The organism is Prevotella melaninogenica, from assembly GCF_013267595.1.
GTDB lineage: Bacteria > Bacteroidota > Bacteroidia > Bacteroidales > Bacteroidaceae > Prevotella > Prevotella melaninogenica_D.
Window position 1 is genome coordinate 173,368 of record NZ_CP054011.1, and the last position, 19,415, is coordinate 192,782.

Genomic DNA, 19,415 nt, shown 5'->3' on the forward strand with positions numbered 1-19,415 from the left:
ATTTAGAATGTAGCGTTTAATGTGAAGAGATAGCTTGCTGTGTAAGGCATAAATGATCGCATACGGAACTGCGCAGCTCCTGTTCCACGTACCGATTCAGGATTCTCGTGATTTGGCGCAGTGTTCAGTAGGTATGCCAAGTTACGTCCGGTGAAACTAAGGGATAAGTTCTTTGCACCGATATAGCTGCTAATTTTGGTTGGAACGTTGTACGAGAGAGTTATTTCTCGCAGAGCGATGTAGTTGATTTTCTTAAACCAATCATCGTTAATAACACCTGTTCCCCAGCTATTCTTAAAGTATGCAGCACTTTGTAGGTGTGCAGGTTCTACATAACCTTTTTCATAAGCCTCCTGATAGGTCATTCCACTAACGTCTTGGTTAGTTCCTCCTGGTGTGGTAACAATAGTACCAGCATCGAAAACGACATCAGGGATAAAGCCATCAGTAAACACCTTATCTTGCGCATTAGCGTATTTGCTGGTCCAGGTCATCCCCTTACGGTATTTCTCGGTCTCTCCAGAGAAACCGTATGCAGTTGCGTAGCGTGAGTTATACGAAGCAACGTATCCTCCAAAGCGTGCGTCAAATAGCACATAGAGACTAAGGTCTTTCCATCTTAGGGTAGAGTTTAGTGATCCAAGGAAGTTAGGCAACATCGATCCAACTTCTTTCACAGTACCTCCGCGCTTATAATACACTGTTCGGAATTTGTTAGTGTAGCCCACCACTGGTTTGCCAGTCTTTTCGTCGGTCTTTATCCAAGAGTCAGACATTAGCATACCATAGTCGGAGCCTACTTTGGCAACAGATGCTATGCGGTAGTTACCATAGTTTGCTGCACCATCCAGATTAATGTAAGAGGTTACATCAGGACTTAGTTCTACAATCTTATTGCGGTTGCGAGTGTAGGTGAAATTTAGGTCCCATTGCCATTGTTTCTTCTTTATAGGAGTTGTGTTGAGTGCTATTTCTATACCTGAGTTCTGTATATTACCAGCGTTGATTAGCTTTTCTTTTACGCCCGATTCCCAAGGTACATTGATAGTCATAATTTGGTTTCGAGTGTTCTCCTTATAATAGGTGAGGTCTACCCCAATCCTACTGTCAAGGAAACGCCAGTCAAGTCCCACTTCCCAAGCATTCTTACGTTCAGGTTTTAAGTTGGTACTCTTCATATTCTCAGGGATAGTCATTCCATAGATTTTCTTGTCGCCACGTTGATATGTTGCCACAGAATAGCCCGAATTTATATAATAAGGAGAGGTGTCGTTTCCCACCTGCGCCCAAGAACCGCGTACCTTTGCAAAGCTAACCCATTTTGGAAGTTTGTCTTTGAAGGTTTCTGTGATGATCCATGAGCCCGAAACAGAAGGATAGAAATAAGAGAAATTACCTGTTCCGTAGCTGTAAACCAAGGCTGAGGACCAGTCGTTACGTCCCGTTATGTCCAAGAATAGTTGATTCTTCCAGCTTGTTCCAATCATAAAGATGGTAGAGACGATACGCTTGGTGTTGAATTTATACGCATTAAAGCTGGCTTGTTGTTTTGAATTCTTGATAAAGAATTGGTTGGGCACAATAAGTCCACCGTTCGTACTCTCGCTATTATACTGTGCATATTGGTTAAAATATTCCTCACGTAAGAACCCGTGCACTTCCCAGTCCTTATTAATTTGATAGTTTAGGTTGGCCGCAAGGTACAAGTTCTCTTGTGTAGTGTGCGTGTGAGAGAGAGCATAAGAACCACCTTCGTTGGCATAACCACTACCAGGGGCTTTTAGCTCGCCATCGATGGCATAATAGTTGAGCGAACCACCAGTTGAAAGCTGTAGCCAAGGCAGTGCTTGAATATTGATGTTAAGCACAGGGCGAAACATGGTTTCTGTTTGTTTGTAATCGTTTTCAAAGATACTCCACCACAGCTCCTTGCCAGGTACAGCACGATAGAGATCGCCATATCTTTCGCTGGCAAGTCCACCATGTTCCCCTTTGTAAAGGTTACGATAACGATTAACGTCGTATTCACGTGGGAACGTACTATTTGCAAAGTATTCTCCGATGTTTAAAGGTGCATTACGAGGTTGTGATTGCGTAAAGTTTACGCTGAAATCTACCGTCACGATGTTCCCAATCTTTTGTGAAGCTTTTCCTAAGAACGACAGACGGTTAAAGGTGTTGCGTGGTGTAGTACCCTTATTGTATTTATAAGATGCTGAAGCGTAGAATTGTGTACGATCATTACCACCTTGCAATGATACATTCGTATTGGTATTAAAGCCTGTGTCGTAAGCATCTTTATAGTTGTTTGGGAACATCTTCGCTGTTCCCATTGTCCCATCGTACTGTTCAAACTGTTTACCCTTAGCCCATGAGATATCAGGTCCCCAAGCATAGTTCCCATATTGTTCGATGAGCGAGTATTCACCTTTAGAGTTACGAGCGAACGATGTCATGTTATCGCTCCAAAGGTTGCCCGTGGCAGTGTATTCGTCTCCGTAATCTACAGCACCAGGGAAAGCTCCAATCATATAGGTGTTTTGTAGATCTGGAGAACGATAGACTGTTTCTAATCCTATAGTTTGCGAAACCTTTACAGTAACACCTTTGCCTGCTTTCCCACTTTTAGTGGTAATTACTACAGCACCATTCAAACCACGTGAACCATATAATGCTGTTGCTGCAGCGCCTTTTAGTACGCTCACACTCTCAAAGTCGTCGGGGTTAAGGTTCTTTAGTTGGTTACCATAGTCGTTGATATTGCTATTCCAGTCAGCGTCCCCTGATTGGCTTGTAGCATTATCTAATATCACACCATCTACTACAAAGATAGGTTGGTTGTTGGCATTAACCCAAGTTTAACACCCACTTTCGCCTAATTGTTACTGTCACCGTACTTTTCTCGTTTTTCTTATGGGCTCTGTGTCCTACAAATTTTATTCTTTTTGAATGGTGAGTGTTTTAAGTTCAACTTATCGTATATCTGTTTTGCTTGCTTCGAAGGACTACTACATTGGCGCATCTCGATGGTTTCACCTAATGGATTCTTCCCTTTTGTGGTGACGAGCTTTTGGGTACTCATACGTCGTACTATCTCGGTCCAGTAACAGGATTCTCCTTCTCGTTTTAATTGACAACGGATAGTGTTTACCACCCAGTAGGCTAATAAACCGAAGAAGAGGTGTGCGTCGCTTCGCTCATCTTTCTGATGATAGATAGGACGGAGGTTGAGTTCATTCTTTAGTTGTCTGTTCGTACATTCTATCTCACGAATGAGATTGTAGTATTCCCATGTCACACGCTCAGAAAGTGTCCTGACATTGCTGCGGAGGAAATAGACTCCGTGACCAGATTCCATTGCCGAGAGGTCTTTTATCTCCCAGTCTACACGCAGCATCTCCTTGAGTTTCTTCTCATTTTTTATGTAGCTTATCTGGTAGAATTTCGCTATAGAAGGGTACTTCTGTATGGCACGTCCTGTACGTTCAACAACCTTTTCATAGGTCTTTGTTCCACCTTTCTTGGAGATTCCATCGTTTATCCTCTGCAGTTCCATCTTAAAACGCTCTCTCCAAACCCTGTTCATGGACGACTCTGTCATAGCTTTCGAAGGAGATGTTATTTCGAGATAATAATCCTCATCATCCTCTGTCTTAACCTCTTTCAGCGTTATCTTCTGCCGACGGGCATCCATTACTGTAACGCTCTTGTTATCATCACTGAGCGTATAGTCTTTCATTTTCGTACGAGATACGCAGAGATAATTGTAACCCTTTTTCTTTATTAACTCCAAGTTCTCTTCCGTGGCAACACCTGCATCCATGATAACGAGCGTATCCTTGGTTCGTGATGGATTCCTCTTTGCCAGCGTATCAATCATATTGGGTAGAGACTTGGGATCTGCTGTATTACCCTCCAAGATAGAAGAATAACGTATAAAACCTTCTTTATTGATACATAATGCAAGTACAAGTAGCTTACAGTCAGAGCGTTTTTCTTTTGAACGACCGAACTTGGCTTTATCGCTATTACGCTTACTACCCTCGAAATAGAAGTTGGTTAAGTCGAAGAGCATCAACTTGTTGTCTATATTAAAGAGATCGTCAGTAACGCTGCACAGATGACGCTCTAACTGTTCCTTTAGTTCATACAACTTGTCAGTGATTTTATACAGAGAATTGATCCCTGGTGTCCAGCCAGGAACTCCACTGTAAAGTTCGCCAGCAGCTGAGTTATCGCGCAAATAATAATAAGATGAACGTTCAGAGACTGCATATACCGTGCGAACAATCAATGCTGACAAAGCCGTGTGTATCGCATTCTCCGTCCAGCCGTTTTTGCGCAGAAAACCCTCTAACTGCAGCTTGTCTATCGTCTGCTTGCAGAGCCACTCTGCACCAACATTCCTTGCGTCAGTATAGTTTGCCGTCTCGAGGTCAATGTAGTTCTCATATTTTCTCAGCGACTTCTGCTCTTCCTTATTAAACCGATCGATTCCACCTTCTTTCTCCATACGGCTCCACCATTCGTCAGCCTTTGCCTGTTCAATAGGAGTAAGTCCCTCAAGGCGTTCTTTGAAAAGCGAGGGTGTACTTCTGGTTTTGAAGCGTTCGGTAAGAGCGTATGCAATTTTTCGAACCTGTACAGCAGTAAGTGAAGGTTCAAAACCTATGTTCAACAGAATTAGCGAATGTACATGACCCTGCACGTCACGATATGACTCCTTGATGCGATAATAAGGAGCCATGTCGCCTGTGGCAGGGTTGAATCGTGTCTGTACATTTGCGTGCATGAGTGCAAAGTAACAAAATATTTTTGATATGGCTGTGTCCTACAAATCAGATTTTACTCCTCGTTACAATACCCTATACTTGATTATCAATCATTTATCAAATTGATACTACACAAAACATCCCGAAAATTTATGAAAAATAATTTTGCCGGTTAAACTTGGGTTAAGAGTAGATGCACCTCTTATTTGAATTTTAGTAGAACCAAACATTCCACCGTCTGACTGGCTGATCTCTACACCAGCCACCTTACCTTGCAATGCTGTAACAGGAGAAACCGTGTTGGCTCGTTCCAGTTCATCGCTTTTCAGTTCGGTGACAGCATAACCCAATGCTTTTGTTTGTCGTTTAATTCCCAATGCCGTAACCACCACATCATTAAGCGCAGTGGCTTCTTCTTCAAGGGCAACGTTTATCTGTTGTCGACCATTAATATCTACATTTTTAGGCTTCATTCCCAAGTATGAGAATACTAACGTGCCTTTTGTGGGGCATTGTAGGGTGTATTGCCCGTCGATATTAGTCACAGTACCCATATTTGTACCTTTCACCGTTACCGAAGCACCGATTACAGGCTCGCCCGTTGGGTCTTTCACAATGCCACTAACCGTGACATTTTGCGCATAAAGCTCAGTAGCGAACATCCATATCAGTGCCATCATACAGATTCGCCATAAGACTTGCGCTTTGTTCTGCTTGTTGTTCATTTTGCTTATAGTTAAAGATTAATATGTAAAATTTATTGTTTAGGTTTTATATATGTCTCTATTTCACTTTCATTCTGTATCAGCTCTTTGTGTTAGGTTTTGTTGTTTTGAATATTAGCTATGTGTAGCAGCTATTACCGCAATGAATTTATCGCTCTTGTAACTCTTATTGAGAGAGACTTTTATTTGTTTAGTTATAGGTTCTTATTAATAACTTCTGATATCTTTGAGTAAACAGATTGATACTCTAAAGATGGTTTTTAAGTATTGTAGATATTGTAATTTCGATTGTAGGTTAGTGTTAGTATGTTTTACGACACATAAAGTGTTGCTTAAGGGTTATTTATATAGTTTTTATTATCAATAGTCCGTTAAATATTATGCTGCATCAGCAGCGAAACTAAATATATCATTTATCCTTTCTTTATTTAATGGCGTGTTCGGGTTCTTCTCGAACACGTCAATAATTCGTTGTGCATAGTAGGCATTGACCATCTGCGCTTTAAGTCGACCGATGGACGTGCCAAGTTCCTTGCACATGATTTTGGTCACATTGAGTGCTGTGAATGAAGAGTTGAAAGCAAATTCAAGTTTTCTCTTGTCGCGTGCCTGACAATCGGTAAGACCGAGGAATTGCTTTGCGTCGCGAAAGCAAAACTCCTCTTGGAAACGTGTGGTATAGTACTCCATCACATCGCGTCCACTCATGCTCTCATCCGTAGAGAAGTACAAACGGCGGACACCGTTGGGCAACTCGTGGATGACAATCGACACGACCCTATGCAAGGACTTGCACCACGCCTTGAGCGCATAGGCTTTGCCTTTGGTCTCTCCTAAATCAAGCTCATTGCCTTTGGATATGTCGATGTTCCTTACGTCAATCTTGTCACCTTTGATACGAGGACGGCCGGGCTTTCCCGTGGGTTCCCCATCCCATGTGTAGAACAAGGCTGCGTCATGACGCAAGCGGCTCACAACATGGAAGCCCATCTTCATTACCTTGTCGATGAAAGGTCTTTTGGAGAAGGCTGAGTCAGCGACAAGAACCTTGCAAATACGCTGTAAGGTTACCTTGTCGTCCTCCAACACCTTGGTATACCAGTCGTATAGACTCATCTCTTTTTTCTCCTCCCCTTTTTCCAATGTGGTCTGCACAGCCTTGAGCATCATACACTCATGCAAGTCCACGTCTATCACACCGATGCCGAGGATCTCAAGACCGTGCTTTACCGCACCTGCACAGCCCGACCAAAACGTACCCACGTATGGGGTATGCTTCCCAGCCTTCTTGATGAAGCTTGGATCAATAACGATGGCATTGAGCCCTTTACCCTGCTTGAAGGCGAAAGCACTCAGCCACATATTTATTTCGAGCCAGTTCACGCTGCGCTCTGCCGTCTGCCGATAGCATTGTTCGCCACGCTTTCCATAGCGTCCCATCTGCGTAAAATTACATTTCCTTGGGATGACCATCAAAAGAAAAAGCATTTCCATGACGTTTGTTTGAATACTTTTGTTTAACTTTGCTCCATCTTCAGCACTAAATGCTGCTTTGCAGAGCTTCATATATCGGCTAATCAAGTTGGTTATCAGCATAAACTTTATTGTCTTTTTACATCTATAAAGTTACTGAAATTCAATGAGATAGCCGATTTTATTATGTTATACTTTGTTATATTCTATTGCCTAATTATCTCTTTCTCAGAGACTTATCATGTTTTCTTTCTGCCACAATTCCTGTTGGCTTTTGGGTAAAAGCTTCGCAAACTGCGAAAATTTAACGGACTATTGATTATGTGAGCAAATATAAATAAAATAAATATATTAAGCAATAAAAATGGCGATTAATTTTTGTAAATATGTAAAGGCGATAAAATGAGGTGCTCGCAAGTAGATAAGTAGACAAGAGAGTGGGTCGGAAAGAGTTGTCCTTTGGTTAAGATGACTAAGATGATTATTTGTAACGAAGTAGAGAGAATAGGCTAATCAGCTACTTACAATCAGTAATGCCTTACAATTCCCTAATCTTCTACCATGCGACAATAGACTTTGTTACCTAAAAATCTCGATTTTTCAGATGTTTCAGGTGATGTAGTATAGTTCATGTTCCTTTATTCGTTAATGTCAAAATCTAAGTATTCGTTGTGGACTTACACCTGACTCTTATTCTGTGGTATGTAATAAATGATAATAGTAAATGTTACAATATATTGCATGTTATATTTATTTTACTTATATTTGCAACCAAAAGTGTGATTTATATTGTGGTTTAATAGCACTATCACGATGTTCTTTACGCTTTGGTAGACAGAACTATGGTTAATTTCTATGTTCTGTCGTTTGATAAACCTTTCTTATAAAGTGCTTAGACATTACAGCTTATGAAGAAATTTTTACTGATGTTTTCTTTGTTTGTGTCTTTAGTGACGTTTGCACAAACAAATGGTGAAATGAGGATTGCAACATCTACAGCCGTAGGGCAAGACTTTGTGTTCCGTGTTACTCGAACCGATGAAACCAGCAAAGTGTTTGTTGACTGGGGAGATGGTAATAAACAAGAGGCTACGTTAGAAGGATGGAGTAATAATAAGAAGGTAACAGGAAAGTTACTGAAAGACACAATTATTGTTTATGGTGATTTTTCTGCTGTTGAAGTTTCTGAGGCAAAAGCAACATATCTTGCTTTTAAGAATCAGCCTAATTTAAAGCAAGTTGAAGCTAAGAGGAATGAATTAACCTACGAAGGTATTGATTTATTAGGTGCTCCTAATCTTGTTACACTTGACCTTAGCTATAACAAAATTACGCGTTTAGACCTGCGTAATTTTAAGAAGTTAACTAACTTTACAGCTAATCATAATACAATTTTGGCAACTGTTTTATTTCCAGATGGCAGTACAGAACTACGAAATATCGACATGTCAGATGGAGATATTACACACTTTTATCCTGTTAGTCTTCCTAACCTCCGTTATCTTAATCTTGCGAACGGTAGTTTGTTAGAGTTAGAATTGGGTAATAATTATCCAGAGTTACGTGATGTTGATATCACAGGGAATGTTGGAGTAACATCTATTGATGTTACGCAACAAACTAAACTTGAAAAGCTTCTTATAAAGGGAACGAAGATAACTGAGCTAAACCTTATTAATACCCCAGAGCTTATCATGCTTGATGCGTCTAATACCGACATTGCAAAGCTTGACTTAAGTGGTAACAAGAATGTAACAACGCTTGAACTTAGTGATACGAAGTTGTCTCGTTTAGATGTGTCTAATCTTGCAAATCTTTATACAATTAATATTGATAATACGAAGATACAACGTATTGATTTATCCCACCAACGGTTTTTACGTAGTGTGAGCGTACGGAATACTGGAATACAATTTCTTGATATGCATGGTGCTATCGGTACTAATAGACTTAATCACCTTGATATGCGTGACTGTAAGAATACTACTCCTCAGTCACTTAACTTCACATTCAAAGCAATGCCGTCACATACCGGTAATTCTTATCGTACAAATGTTTTCCTATCAGGGGCTAACTACGAACACGCCAATACTGGGATTTTAGATGATGATGCCGACAATTCTTATAAATTAGATGTTCATGGTGATGCTACTGCTTCTATGGATTCTGTTTCTATAACTATGCAAACATCCGAAAATGGAGGTAGTTATACACTAAGTCAAATCCCTGATGATGGGTATTTTGCAACTTATGAACCTGTTACTGGGAAAGTTCTGCCTGGTTTTCCAATTAAGATAGATGTTAAAGCACCTGCTGGCTCAAAGTTCGTTGGGGTAGAGGTGAATGGAAAATTAATAGCTGACAGTATATTTGTCGTGTCTGAAGCGGCGGTTGTAAAACCTATTTTTAGTGTTTCTGGTGATGACGATTATATCAAACTAACAGTTCCTACAGGTATAGATCAACAGTACTTCCTTTCTGTTAGCGGTGAGGATAAAGATGTTTCAATTGACTGGGGAGATGGCGAACTTGTAAAAGTGAAGGTTAAATCGACTCCAACAACAGTAGAGGGGCAAACGTCTGGAGCGACTGTAACGATATATGGTGCTGTTACAGGAGCTGATTTCTCAAGTTATCCAGGTGTAGGTGTCGATAATAAGATAACTGCTGTTGATTTGAGTCATAATATTCATTTGCGTTCTCTTTCTACGTATATGAATCCAATTACGTCCATAGATGTTTCTAAACTATTGGATCTTGAATCCCTTGATTGTTCTTATTCAGACCTTACTTCCTTGGATGTAAGCAAGAACAGCAAACTTATCAATTTACGTGCTTATGGTAATCAAGTTGATAATATAGATATTACAGGTGCTGTCGATTTAGCTTATCTTGATGTCAAAAATAACTGGTTAGAAAGCTTAGATTTAAGTCAAAACAAGAAACTTGTTTATTTGAATATAAGTAGTAATGAGATAGAGGCAGTTGACGTGAAGGATATGCCAGAACTTGTAGAACTTTATGTTTCAAATAACAAAATTACGACTCTTGATGTTAGCAAGAACCCTGCATTGAAGACATTGCAGCTTTCTAATAATTCAGTCTCAAACTTAGACTTAAAGAATAATCTTCAACTTGTGACACTTACTGTTGATGGCAATAGATTAGAGGGGTTGGACCTTATGGGGCATGAACGATTGACCTATCTGAATGTAGGAGGTAATAGATGGGATGCATGTACTTTAAATGATCTTTATTATAGCCTTTCTCGTTATCCTAAACTTCAGAGTGGAAAGATGCCACGTGGTAACACGCTTTTCGTTCATGGTGAGAAAGCTGGAGAGTATAATGACGCTGAGCATGCAGAATCATCTATCGCTAAGTTGAAGGGTTGGACGATTGATTATGAGGGCGATGGAACAGGTTGTAACATGGCGTATATTACAATACAGGAGCCAGAATATGGAACGTTAAAGGTATTTACAACAGATGGCGTTGAGGTTCTGACAGGTACAAAGGTGGCTAAGAATACAGATCTTGTCATTAAAGCGATACCCGCATCTGGATATAAACTTGAAACTTTGACACTTAATGATGAAGAAGTAGATTCTCCTAATTTTAAGGTTATTTCTTCTGTGACTATTGGAGGAATCTTCACAGTTTCGTCACAAATAGATGCTTCTACTACTGATACCCTTAAAGTCTCTGGAGGTAAGAATTATCTAAGTTTTATGACAGGAACGCCTACACACTTGCAAGTCTATACCTTAAGTGGCAAATTGATGTTCTCTACTATTGTAAGAGAGCATAAGACGGTTAGTCTACCATCGGGTATCTATATTGTTAAAACGAAGGGCTATTCAAAAGTTGTAGTAGTTGAATAGAAAGAAATTAAACTTGTCCGCATGAGAAAGCGGAAAGAGTAGAATTAGCAATCCCGAAGGTCATTATAAACTTTCGGGATTATTTTTCTATAAGTGTTTTTACTTTAACATTCTTGACACATAGCCATTGTGGCGGAACCATTTATGTGCCCAGTTAGGTACCATAAAGATATAGCCAGAAATGTCTTCGTGCGGCGCGCAATCAAGTTGGTTACCTATGATGTCTGCAGCTTCTTGTACAGATGTTCCGTATAAACGTGCTAATTCTTCGCGTATAAGCGTATACGTGATGTTACGGATAGAGGCTGCGTTGACGGGTTGATCACCTAACAGAGCTAATAATTCTTCTTTAGAAGGGATTTTTACTTTTGGTCCTACCCGTAGTCCTTCAAAGCAGTATTCCCCATCTACTTTATACATCGTAAATCCATCTTTACGGTTACGTTCATTACAGTCCTCTGCCATTTGGCGCGCAATAGGGTGGGTGATACGTTGTAATATCTCTGTGATAATGGGTTGATGGCGCAATTGTCCGTATGTATAGCCTTCTCCGTTGATACCACCAGAACCTGATGGGATGTCTGAGTCGGAGGTTATGCATAACTCTTTTCTTTCCATTTATTCTTGTTTAAGTATTCTGATTAAATTTTAGTTCAAACTTTGTGTAGAAGTCCCTAACATAAATGAAATCGAAGATGCTGAAGCTTGTATGGTCGTATTTATTATTAAAATTTTTATTAAGATTTACGTTATCGATTTCATCTCATTTATTGCAAAACCCCAGAATGATGAGCTTATCATAATGTCTGAAAAAATAAATTCATCACCACAAGAATTTGCTTTATTTGATTAAGAGGTCAAAAATGAATGCGGAATTACCTATATAAAGGCAATTCCGCAAGGATATATATGCTATTTAAGTTTTAGCGTACAGCAATATTATTATTTATATGGAAGTTTACTTCTTTAAAAGTAAACTTATATACACTGACAGGGAAGTTGCTACCTTTTGTATTCCATGTAAAGGTTGATATGTGTATATCACTCCCGTAGTGTCTTGAACTAACAAGATACCATCAATGTATGTATTTGAGATTACATACATATCTTTTGGAAAATCAGGATTTTTTTCTTTTGCTTTTAATGTTATATCTACAACATCTATGCCAAAGATTTCTTCTCCTTTTAGGAAAAGTGATCCATAGTTTGCTAATACTTCTCTGTATTCCTGTGCAAAATGCAGGCCTAATACGTTCTCAGCAGATACTATCTTATCTTCTGATACTCCTCCAGTTGCTCTTTTACGAGGAAAAGAGTTAATTAATTTTGTAATATTCATAATTATAATGTTTGTGAACGAGTCTCCCAATACTCTTTTCTTTCTTTGTTAAATTGTTGTCTATCTATTGATGATTCATCGAAAGTATGCAATTTTGTAAAATTTCCATTACAATGATGTTGGTCGTAAGTTAATTCTGCCAATGGCGATTCTGGATTTTGTCCAACGTGATGGAGTTCATAAGGTCTGCCCGTTTCATCACGTGGCGGATATCCATCTTCAGCCAAAGCTTTGTTTGTCCAATCTGGCCATTTTGGCTCATTACAAGCATTTCCATCAATCTTAGATTGTAAAAGAGCTAGTTTCCCATTAACTTCACCTTCCTGAAGCCCTGCATCTATGTAGATTTGTGCTTCATCCATAGACCTAATAGAATCTATAATGGCATCAGACCATCCTGTTTTCAATTTAATTTCTATTTTCTGTTCATCGGTTAGTCTCTCTGTTCTTTGCTCAATTTCTTTCGATATTTCTATAGAATGTTGTGCTTCAGTATTTTCTTGAAAGTGGGACTGTTTTTCTGCAGTTTCTATCGGGTTAGTATTATTACTTCTTTCTTCTGTTAATCCTGAGTTTGCAACATTTTCTGGTTGAGGTATTACCTCACTTTGAGAAACGTTTATATTAACATCTAATTTTTCAGAAGAAGCCAGCTTTTCAATAGGCATACTTTCATCTAAATCATCTGACTTAAGGAGCTTATCTTTTGCTGAAGGCATATCTTCTACAAAGATACTATTTTCTTTTTTTTCTAATGTTTTGCTTTCATCATAGACTTCTTGTTTTGATAAGTATTCGTTTTCTGAAGGAAGTTCTTTGTCAAAAACACTATGCCTCTCTTTTAGAGATTCATTTGGGGATTCCCCTTTTAACTCAAGCATATCTGGTTTAGAGAGACCATGCATAGACTGAGATTCTAATTTTGATTGTAAGTTATTAAAACCTTGCATGTTGCCATTTTTTTCTAACCCCTTCATTTCTTTAATAAAGAATTTGCTAGCGGATGTAGCAACTTTAGAAATTGCTTGAAGTTTCTCTTTTCCTTCGGATTCTGCAACGTTCTTCATTTGCTGTGACACGTCGTAAACCTTCTGAATTTTTTTGGCAACTTCAACACCTTTTTTAGCTATTTCAGCCACCTTAATTGCAGTTGTTACTGGTTCCATATATTCTATTTAACTCTAAAAGTTTCTCTCCATTGGTCAAACATCGCATTATTTCTTACGAAACAACGTTCTGTATAATATAAAAACTCTCTGCTTATGTTCCCGTCTAGTTTATCTTTTAGTAACTTGTCAAGAAGAACTCTTACCTGATTCATATTAGAGTGCTGTTCTGTCATATTCCTGTACTCTGCATCAAGATGGAGATATAATTTAACAACCTCTGATAGTTTTGCAATTTGACAATCTTGCCAAATAGATAAGTTTCCTTTGTTCTCATACTCTATAAGCATTTCACTTAGACCATACTTTATTGATGTTGGCAGTGATGTTGTTGAAATATGTTCACGAATTATTTCAGTATCAAAAGGTTCTTTTATATATGGTTTAAGTAGAAATTTTATAACTTCAGAGCTGCGTTTATTGTTCAGTTTAGGTGAAGGTTTTGAGGCCTTATTATAGCAGAAGTTAGACTCAAATTCATTGAATTTTGAAATCCTGCATTGAACAGGCTCTTCCCAAATATTTTGATAGATAACAGCTTCACCTTGTTTTTGTCTCCCTATTTCTTCAATCTGTTCATTTTTAAGAGACATTGAACCGCCAGCGGCTTTTCTATCTTCGCTATCGGGTAAAGTTAGTACTATTTTGGTATTTGTATTTCTTATTGCAGAAGCATCCAGCATAGATGGGGACTGGTCTACGATAACAAAGGCTTCTCCATAAGTACGCATTTCTGCAATACTATTGGAAATCATCTCGACGGATTTACCTGTGAGATTCGAGGACTCTTGAGATTGCTCTAATGATGTTTTTTTTAATAAATTATGAGCTTCTTCGAGAACTGTAACATGCTGTAAAGGCTTATTCATTCCTCCTTCTGACATTCTAAACTCATTAATTTTCATGACGAGGAATCCCATTAGTAGAGCCTTAGTTTCTGTCGATTTAATGCGGCTTAAATCTATAATAACATTCTCATTGAAAAGTTTTGCATCAGGTATTGATTCACTATTCAGCATATTTCCGAACATACCTTCGCACAATTCCTGCAAACGAATTTCAAGGGCTCCTTTGTAATCACCCTTTGTGTCAACAGAATAGTTTGAATTGTCAATGTATTCTGATAGGCAGACCAAAACGTCTTCTACAGTAGGAAAAATAGGTGTAGAGAGTTTGTGTTCAGAAGATTCAATATCCCATCCACACTTCTCGTAAGCTGTAATAACTGAGTGTTTCAACACAGCAGGCATTGCCGCATACATAGGCCAGCATGCATTAAAGATTTCCACAAGACAGTCTACATGCTCCAATACATCTATATATTTATAAGGAAAACTGAAAGGATTTATTCTCAGTAGTTCGCCAACCTTATGAGTGTTGCTGTAAACAGTAACATCTTTAAGGCAACCAAATACATGCTTATATTCTCCTTTTGCAGGTTCAATAACCATGAAATGTTTACCCTTTTCTCGAATCTGCTGTAATAGTAAATACATGACGTTAGATTTACCGCTACCAGTTGAGCCTGTAACAAATATATGTTTTGTTAGTTCGTCAAGATTAAGAGACACAGGTGTTTCTGACTCATTGCCTAAATGGATTATATGGCCTATATTGATATTTTCCTTAGACATCTTCTCGGAGAAAACATTTCTTGCAAATGAGGCTCTCTCTTCAACGATAATCCCTGGTACACTGCTTTGTGGCAATGATAAATGAATAGCTAGTTCTTTACTGGTTACAATAGAGCCTGCAGAGACATCGAGAGAATAATAATCAAATCTCGGATTTAAACAGTTCTTTAAGTATTTACAAATGTCTTTTACGTCATTGAAATCTTGCCATGTGTTTATTGCACATGTTTCCAATCCACTTTCTTCACCAATTATTGAACCACGATAAATATTAGCTAACTGTTGAGCTGTAGTAGCGTCATTGGCAATAAAATACGTTGCTACCGACCATAAACCAAATGGGCTGCCTTTCTGGAGGCGCTTCAATTGCTTGTCCAAAATATCAAGATAATACTTAACTGTTCTATTTTGGTAGGTCACTTGTTTAGATATTCCAGTCGTTTTTGTCTGGCTTGTCCCATTTTGAGTAGATTCTCCCTTTTGTTCTGTTGTGTTTGTTCCCTTCTGATTAGCTACAGAATCTGAAAAGTTTTTTCCTATAGAATCTGAAAAATTTGTGCTTTCGCTATGACTAGTACCATTTCCTATTCTACCACCAACTAAACCCTTATATATTGAAGTAAGAATGTTACGACTGTAGTTTTCGCTGGTTCCTTCAGTTGTGCTTTTCCCTGTTGTAGAATTCTCAGAATATCCGTCTGTATGAGTTACTGTTTTAGAAATAGACTCTCCGATTGATCTAGAAAAGTTCTCTGTAAATGATTCAGAGATACTTTCACTTTCACTCTCATTATAGGTCATTTGAAGGTTTTCTGCAGGTGAAAGTCGAGTGTATAGATTATTAAACGAATTAACCATATCTTTGGCTTCTTTGTTGCTAACACTATCTGCAATGAAATAGGTTCTGAAACGAGGTATAGAGGATGTGGCATTTATAAGTCGTTCTATTCCTTGAACAAAACCTTCCCTCTTGTCATCTCGTAATGAGGCGATAGCAGACACGGATGCTACCGCCGGACTTTCAAAGTCCAAAGCTGGGATGGCTTGCATTTTATAGCCGACCCCTGGGAAGTAGCCTTCTAGTCCAGATTCAAGAATTTCGCCCGATATATGACTTGATCCAGAAAAATCCCTAGCACCAAGATATAGTTCAACATCTCCATCATTTTGCTTGTTCAAAACCAATATAACATTTTTGGCTTTTTTATGAAGAGACATATACAACATTGACAATTTATCAGCGAAAAATACATTCTTCTCGATAACAACCTTGTTAACTCTATACCACCTAATAGGTGAATAATTACTCTTTTGCATAGGTAAAACCTGACAATAACTTAATTCATGCAGATACTCACGTGTTACCATGCTATCGAACACTTGTTTACTCGCCGTAATTATCTGTTTAGGATCAATAGAAGTCTCATCAAAGTTGTGTGTAGGTTGCTCAACTAACGTTTGTTCTTGCTGTAGGTGCGATTCCTCTACAGCAGGATGATTTCTTTTATAATGTAATTTATTCATATTAATTTATACCGAAAGAAATTAATAAACTATCAGAATGATTTTTTGCATTATTAAGCCATTTTGTTAGGTCTTCAATAAGACCATTAACTAGTCGTGCCTTTTCTCGCTCTATTTGATTTTCATATCGTTTAAGTTTGAAGTTATAGTCGGCCTTATTTTGAGCTTTCTTTTGCTTGTATAGATATGTAGCAGTTGCCAAGACTAAAAGTTCCGCTGCGACAATTATCCATAACTCTACTCCTGCAATAGCCAATCCTACAGCGATTAAGGTTCCGACACTAGCAACAGCAACAGGGGGCGCTGTTACGTCTTGTACTTTATGAGGTATTTCTAATGATGCATCTATTTTCACCTCTCTGATGGATATTAGGTTCTTATTTGACCATAAACGCATCTTGGCACGGTAACCATCGTGAAAATCAGAGAAAGCATTCAGCTGTTTCTCATCTTGTAGCTTTAAGACCCCATCTGTGTAAAGGTCATCAACATCAAAGTAAAATTTTTCAAGAATCGATTGTGCAATAAACTTTGTTGACTCAGCAAATGCCTTTAAGTTTTCTTCTGTGATATCATCAAGATACTCAGCTGCTTTTGCACGAACTTCTTCTTTTAATCGAAAAAAGTCTACCATTACATGATTTCTTGTGTTAAATTCCATATTCGTTTACTAACTTGTTTAGTTCCTTTATTGCATCATGAGATTCTGTAATAATTTTGTCTTTTTCACCCTTGAACTTTTCCTTATTTGACAATTCTGTTTTAAGTTCTTCGAGTCTATATTCTTCCTCTTTTAATTTTTTATTAAGTTCATCAAATACAAGTTGACGCATCTGATAAGCTTTCTGTTTCACCTGAGGGAGAAACTTATCCCTACTCTTTCTAACGCGTTGAAGTGTTAAGGCCATGAAATTACGAAGCTTATCGGCTTCATTTGTTCTTGTGCCGTATTTAGCTGGAATTCTTTCATCTGGTCTAGAAGTGTGATAGATGACTTGTTCGGGGGATATTTCGTATACTTCTTGACTAGCAGATGTTGCTTCCTGTAAAATATTCCCAAAATCTAACGACTCTAATATAATGTCATTTAAGTCATCTTCCTTTAAAAAATCTGAAAAGGTTTTTGAAAATTCTTCAAAAAGCTCTTTTTCTGCTTCTTGAACCTTGTCAAAAAGGTTGGTTATTGCTGTGCGGACATTATTAATAGATTCCAGAGTTTGAAAGTTGTCAAGCTCTTTATCAATAAATTTAAATTTGGAATTTAATTTGTCAATATTGAACTTCTTATCAGCTTCTTTCGCAAGTGCATTAAAATTTGATCGTCTTGCTTCGACAATGTCTCTCTCTTTGTTAATTTTGCTGAGACCCCCATCAATAAGTTCTTTTTCCTTGTTAAGTCTTTTTATAAACCCAGAATAGTCTTTTTTAATGAGATTTATAAATTCACGAAGACATTTCTGCTTTTCTTTTTTAGCAAACTGATTTATTTCTGATTTAAGTGAATCAAAATTAGCCCATGACTGTATTGTTCTCAGCATAGTGTCATTATTAAAGGCATCAACTTTATTTTTTAAGTGCCGCTTAGCATGATCTAATATAGTCATAATAGTATCCCATTCGTCTTTAGCCCACCCTTCAGGTTTTACGAAATCATCGTAACCTTTCAAGTCTACTTTGCTTCCTTCCAGATATGAGATGAATGTGTAGAGTAGACTATCTACATAGGTCAAACACTTAATTTTATCACCATAATTCTGTTTGATAAAATCAAGTTTAGACTCCTTGTGGTTTAAAAAATCTGTAGAGCTGCTATGCGTTAGTACGTAGAAGAGACGACGTTTATCGGATTCTGATAAATTATCTAATTGCTCATTTACAAATTTTTTGCTATCAGTCTGGTCGAGAGTTTCGCTACCTTTTTGTAAAAATATAATGGCATCAATTTCTCTCGAACCATCTTCTGTTTGAGTAGCAAGTAATTGCTTAGTCCTTGTCTCTATTCCACCAATAGCACCAATTCCTGGAGTGTCAATTACTCGCCAACCTTTTAATTCCTTATTGAAAGGGTATCTCATACGTACTTCAATAGCTATATCTTTCTTTTTTCTATTATCGACATAGTTCTTTAATAGTATTTTGTCAATTTTGGCACATAGAGTTTCTTTCTCAAGCTGTTCATGTCGCTCCCATATTTTTTCGAAATCATATCCTCCCAAGATCATATCATCTATATTATTGACAGGTAGGTTATGATATTTTTCTGGAATTGCAACATAAGATTTAACTTTTCTACTAATATTGTCTTTGATAGTCGTTTTATTACCATCACCAAAGGTTATAGTTACCTCAGGAGTCTCACCATATTCAATGTAGGTTACTCCACAAGTTGTCTGATCATGTCCTGTAGGAAGCAAATCCTTGCATCCTAAAAGAGCATTGATAAATGTAGACTTGCCGGAACTTACTTTTCCAACAATGGCTAAGGTGAAATAGCCTTTGATAAACGGCTTAGCCATACGTTCTATGCTACGGCTATGCCAGTCATCATCAGCAATTCCACAAATTTTTCGGACTGTACGATATTTATTTAATGTCGTATCTACTAATTGTGTGAGTTTTGCAAATTCGTTAGTATTCATTAATTGTTAGTTTTTGGTAAAAATTTATGCAAATATAACAAAAAATTAGATAATATCAAATGTTTTCAAGAAGATAATATTTTTATTTAAAATTATGCTTATATTTGATTATATTTAATCTAAACCGCTTGTCTTATAACTATTCAGCGATAATAAACGTTGAATATTTACGATTGATATCGTACTTGTTATTTTTTCTAAAGCAAATAAGATGTAAAAGCTGAGAGTCTTTCTTATCTGCAAGGTGATAAGAGGACTC

The 19,415-nt window shown here is 37.8% G+C and carries 10 protein-coding genes and 1 pseudogene; 1 reads left to right on the plus strand and 10 read right to left on the minus strand.

What is annotated here, in order from left to right; translation table 11 throughout:
* Positions 1-2: 2 nt before the first annotated feature.
* The 4 genes and pseudogenes from FIU21_RS05980 to FIU21_RS05995 all read right to left on the minus strand — a co-directional run bounded on the left by FIU21_RS05980 (position 3) and on the right by FIU21_RS05995 (position 7,063).
* Positions 3-2,813, minus strand: a complete 2,811-nt coding sequence (locus FIU21_RS05980) for a SusC/RagA family TonB-linked outer membrane protein (RefSeq protein ID WP_254361446.1) — start codon at positions 2,811-2,813, stop codon at positions 3-5.
* A 98-nt stretch (positions 2,814-2,911) separates the two neighbouring features.
* Positions 2,912-4,792 carry an IS1634 family transposase gene (locus FIU21_RS05985; protein WP_172891332.1) on the minus strand — a complete coding sequence of 627 codons (1,881 nt, stop codon included), beginning with the start codon at positions 4,790-4,792 and terminating at the stop codon, positions 2,912-2,914.
* 165 nt (positions 4,793-4,957) lie between these two features.
* Positions 4,958-5,452: pseudogene (locus FIU21_RS05990) on the minus strand (carboxypeptidase-like regulatory domain-containing protein); the annotation flags it as partial.
* Positions 5,453-5,875: 423 nt separating this feature from the next.
* Positions 5,876-7,063 carry a transposase gene (locus tag FIU21_RS05995; RefSeq protein ID WP_254361422.1) on the minus strand — a complete coding sequence of 396 codons (1,188 nt, stop codon included), beginning with the start codon at positions 7,061-7,063 and terminating at the stop codon, positions 5,876-5,878.
* Between the two features lie 815 nt (positions 7,064-7,878).
* Here FIU21_RS05995 and FIU21_RS06000 point away from each other — a divergent pair.
* Positions 7,879-10,854, plus strand: a complete 2,976-nt coding sequence (locus tag FIU21_RS06000; RefSeq protein WP_231291378.1) for a leucine-rich repeat domain-containing protein — start codon at positions 7,879-7,881, stop codon at positions 10,852-10,854.
* Positions 10,855-10,953: 99 nt separating this feature from the next.
* Here the strand turns inward: FIU21_RS06000 and FIU21_RS06005 are convergent, their stop codons facing one another.
* From FIU21_RS06005 to FIU21_RS06030, 6 genes are all read right to left on the minus strand, one after another.
* Positions 10,954-11,472 carry a hypothetical protein gene (locus FIU21_RS06005; protein ID WP_004361599.1) on the minus strand — a complete coding sequence of 173 codons (519 nt, stop codon included), beginning with the start codon at positions 11,470-11,472 and terminating at the stop codon, positions 10,954-10,956.
* A 340-nt stretch (positions 11,473-11,812) separates the two neighbouring features.
* Positions 11,813-12,193, minus strand: coding sequence for an SMI1/KNR4 family protein (locus FIU21_RS06010; protein ID WP_004361598.1), 381 nt, complete (start codon positions 12,191-12,193; stop codon positions 11,813-11,815).
* A 2-nt stretch (positions 12,194-12,195) separates the two neighbouring features.
* Positions 12,196-13,359, minus strand: a complete 1,164-nt coding sequence (locus FIU21_RS06015) for an HNH/ENDO VII family nuclease (RefSeq protein ID WP_036886954.1) — start codon at positions 13,357-13,359, stop codon at positions 12,196-12,198.
* A 5-nt stretch (positions 13,360-13,364) separates the two neighbouring features.
* Entirely contained in the window at positions 13,365-16,517 is a 3,153-nt protein-coding gene (locus FIU21_RS06020) for an ATP-binding protein (protein WP_004361596.1), read from the minus strand.
* A gap of 1 nt (position 16,518) precedes the next feature.
* Positions 16,519-17,178: a hypothetical protein gene (locus FIU21_RS06025; protein ID WP_004361595.1), complete on the minus strand. Its 660-nt coding sequence runs from the start codon at positions 17,176-17,178 to the stop codon at positions 16,519-16,521.
* The gene (locus FIU21_RS06030; RefSeq protein ID WP_004361594.1) at positions 17,168-19,156 is read right to left on the minus strand and encodes a dynamin family protein; all 1,989 of its coding nucleotides are present in this window, start codon (positions 19,154-19,156) and stop codon (positions 17,168-17,170) included. Before FIU21_RS06030 ends, FIU21_RS06025 begins: the two co-directional genes overlap by 11 nt.
* Between the last annotated feature and the right edge of the window lie 259 nt (positions 19,157-19,415).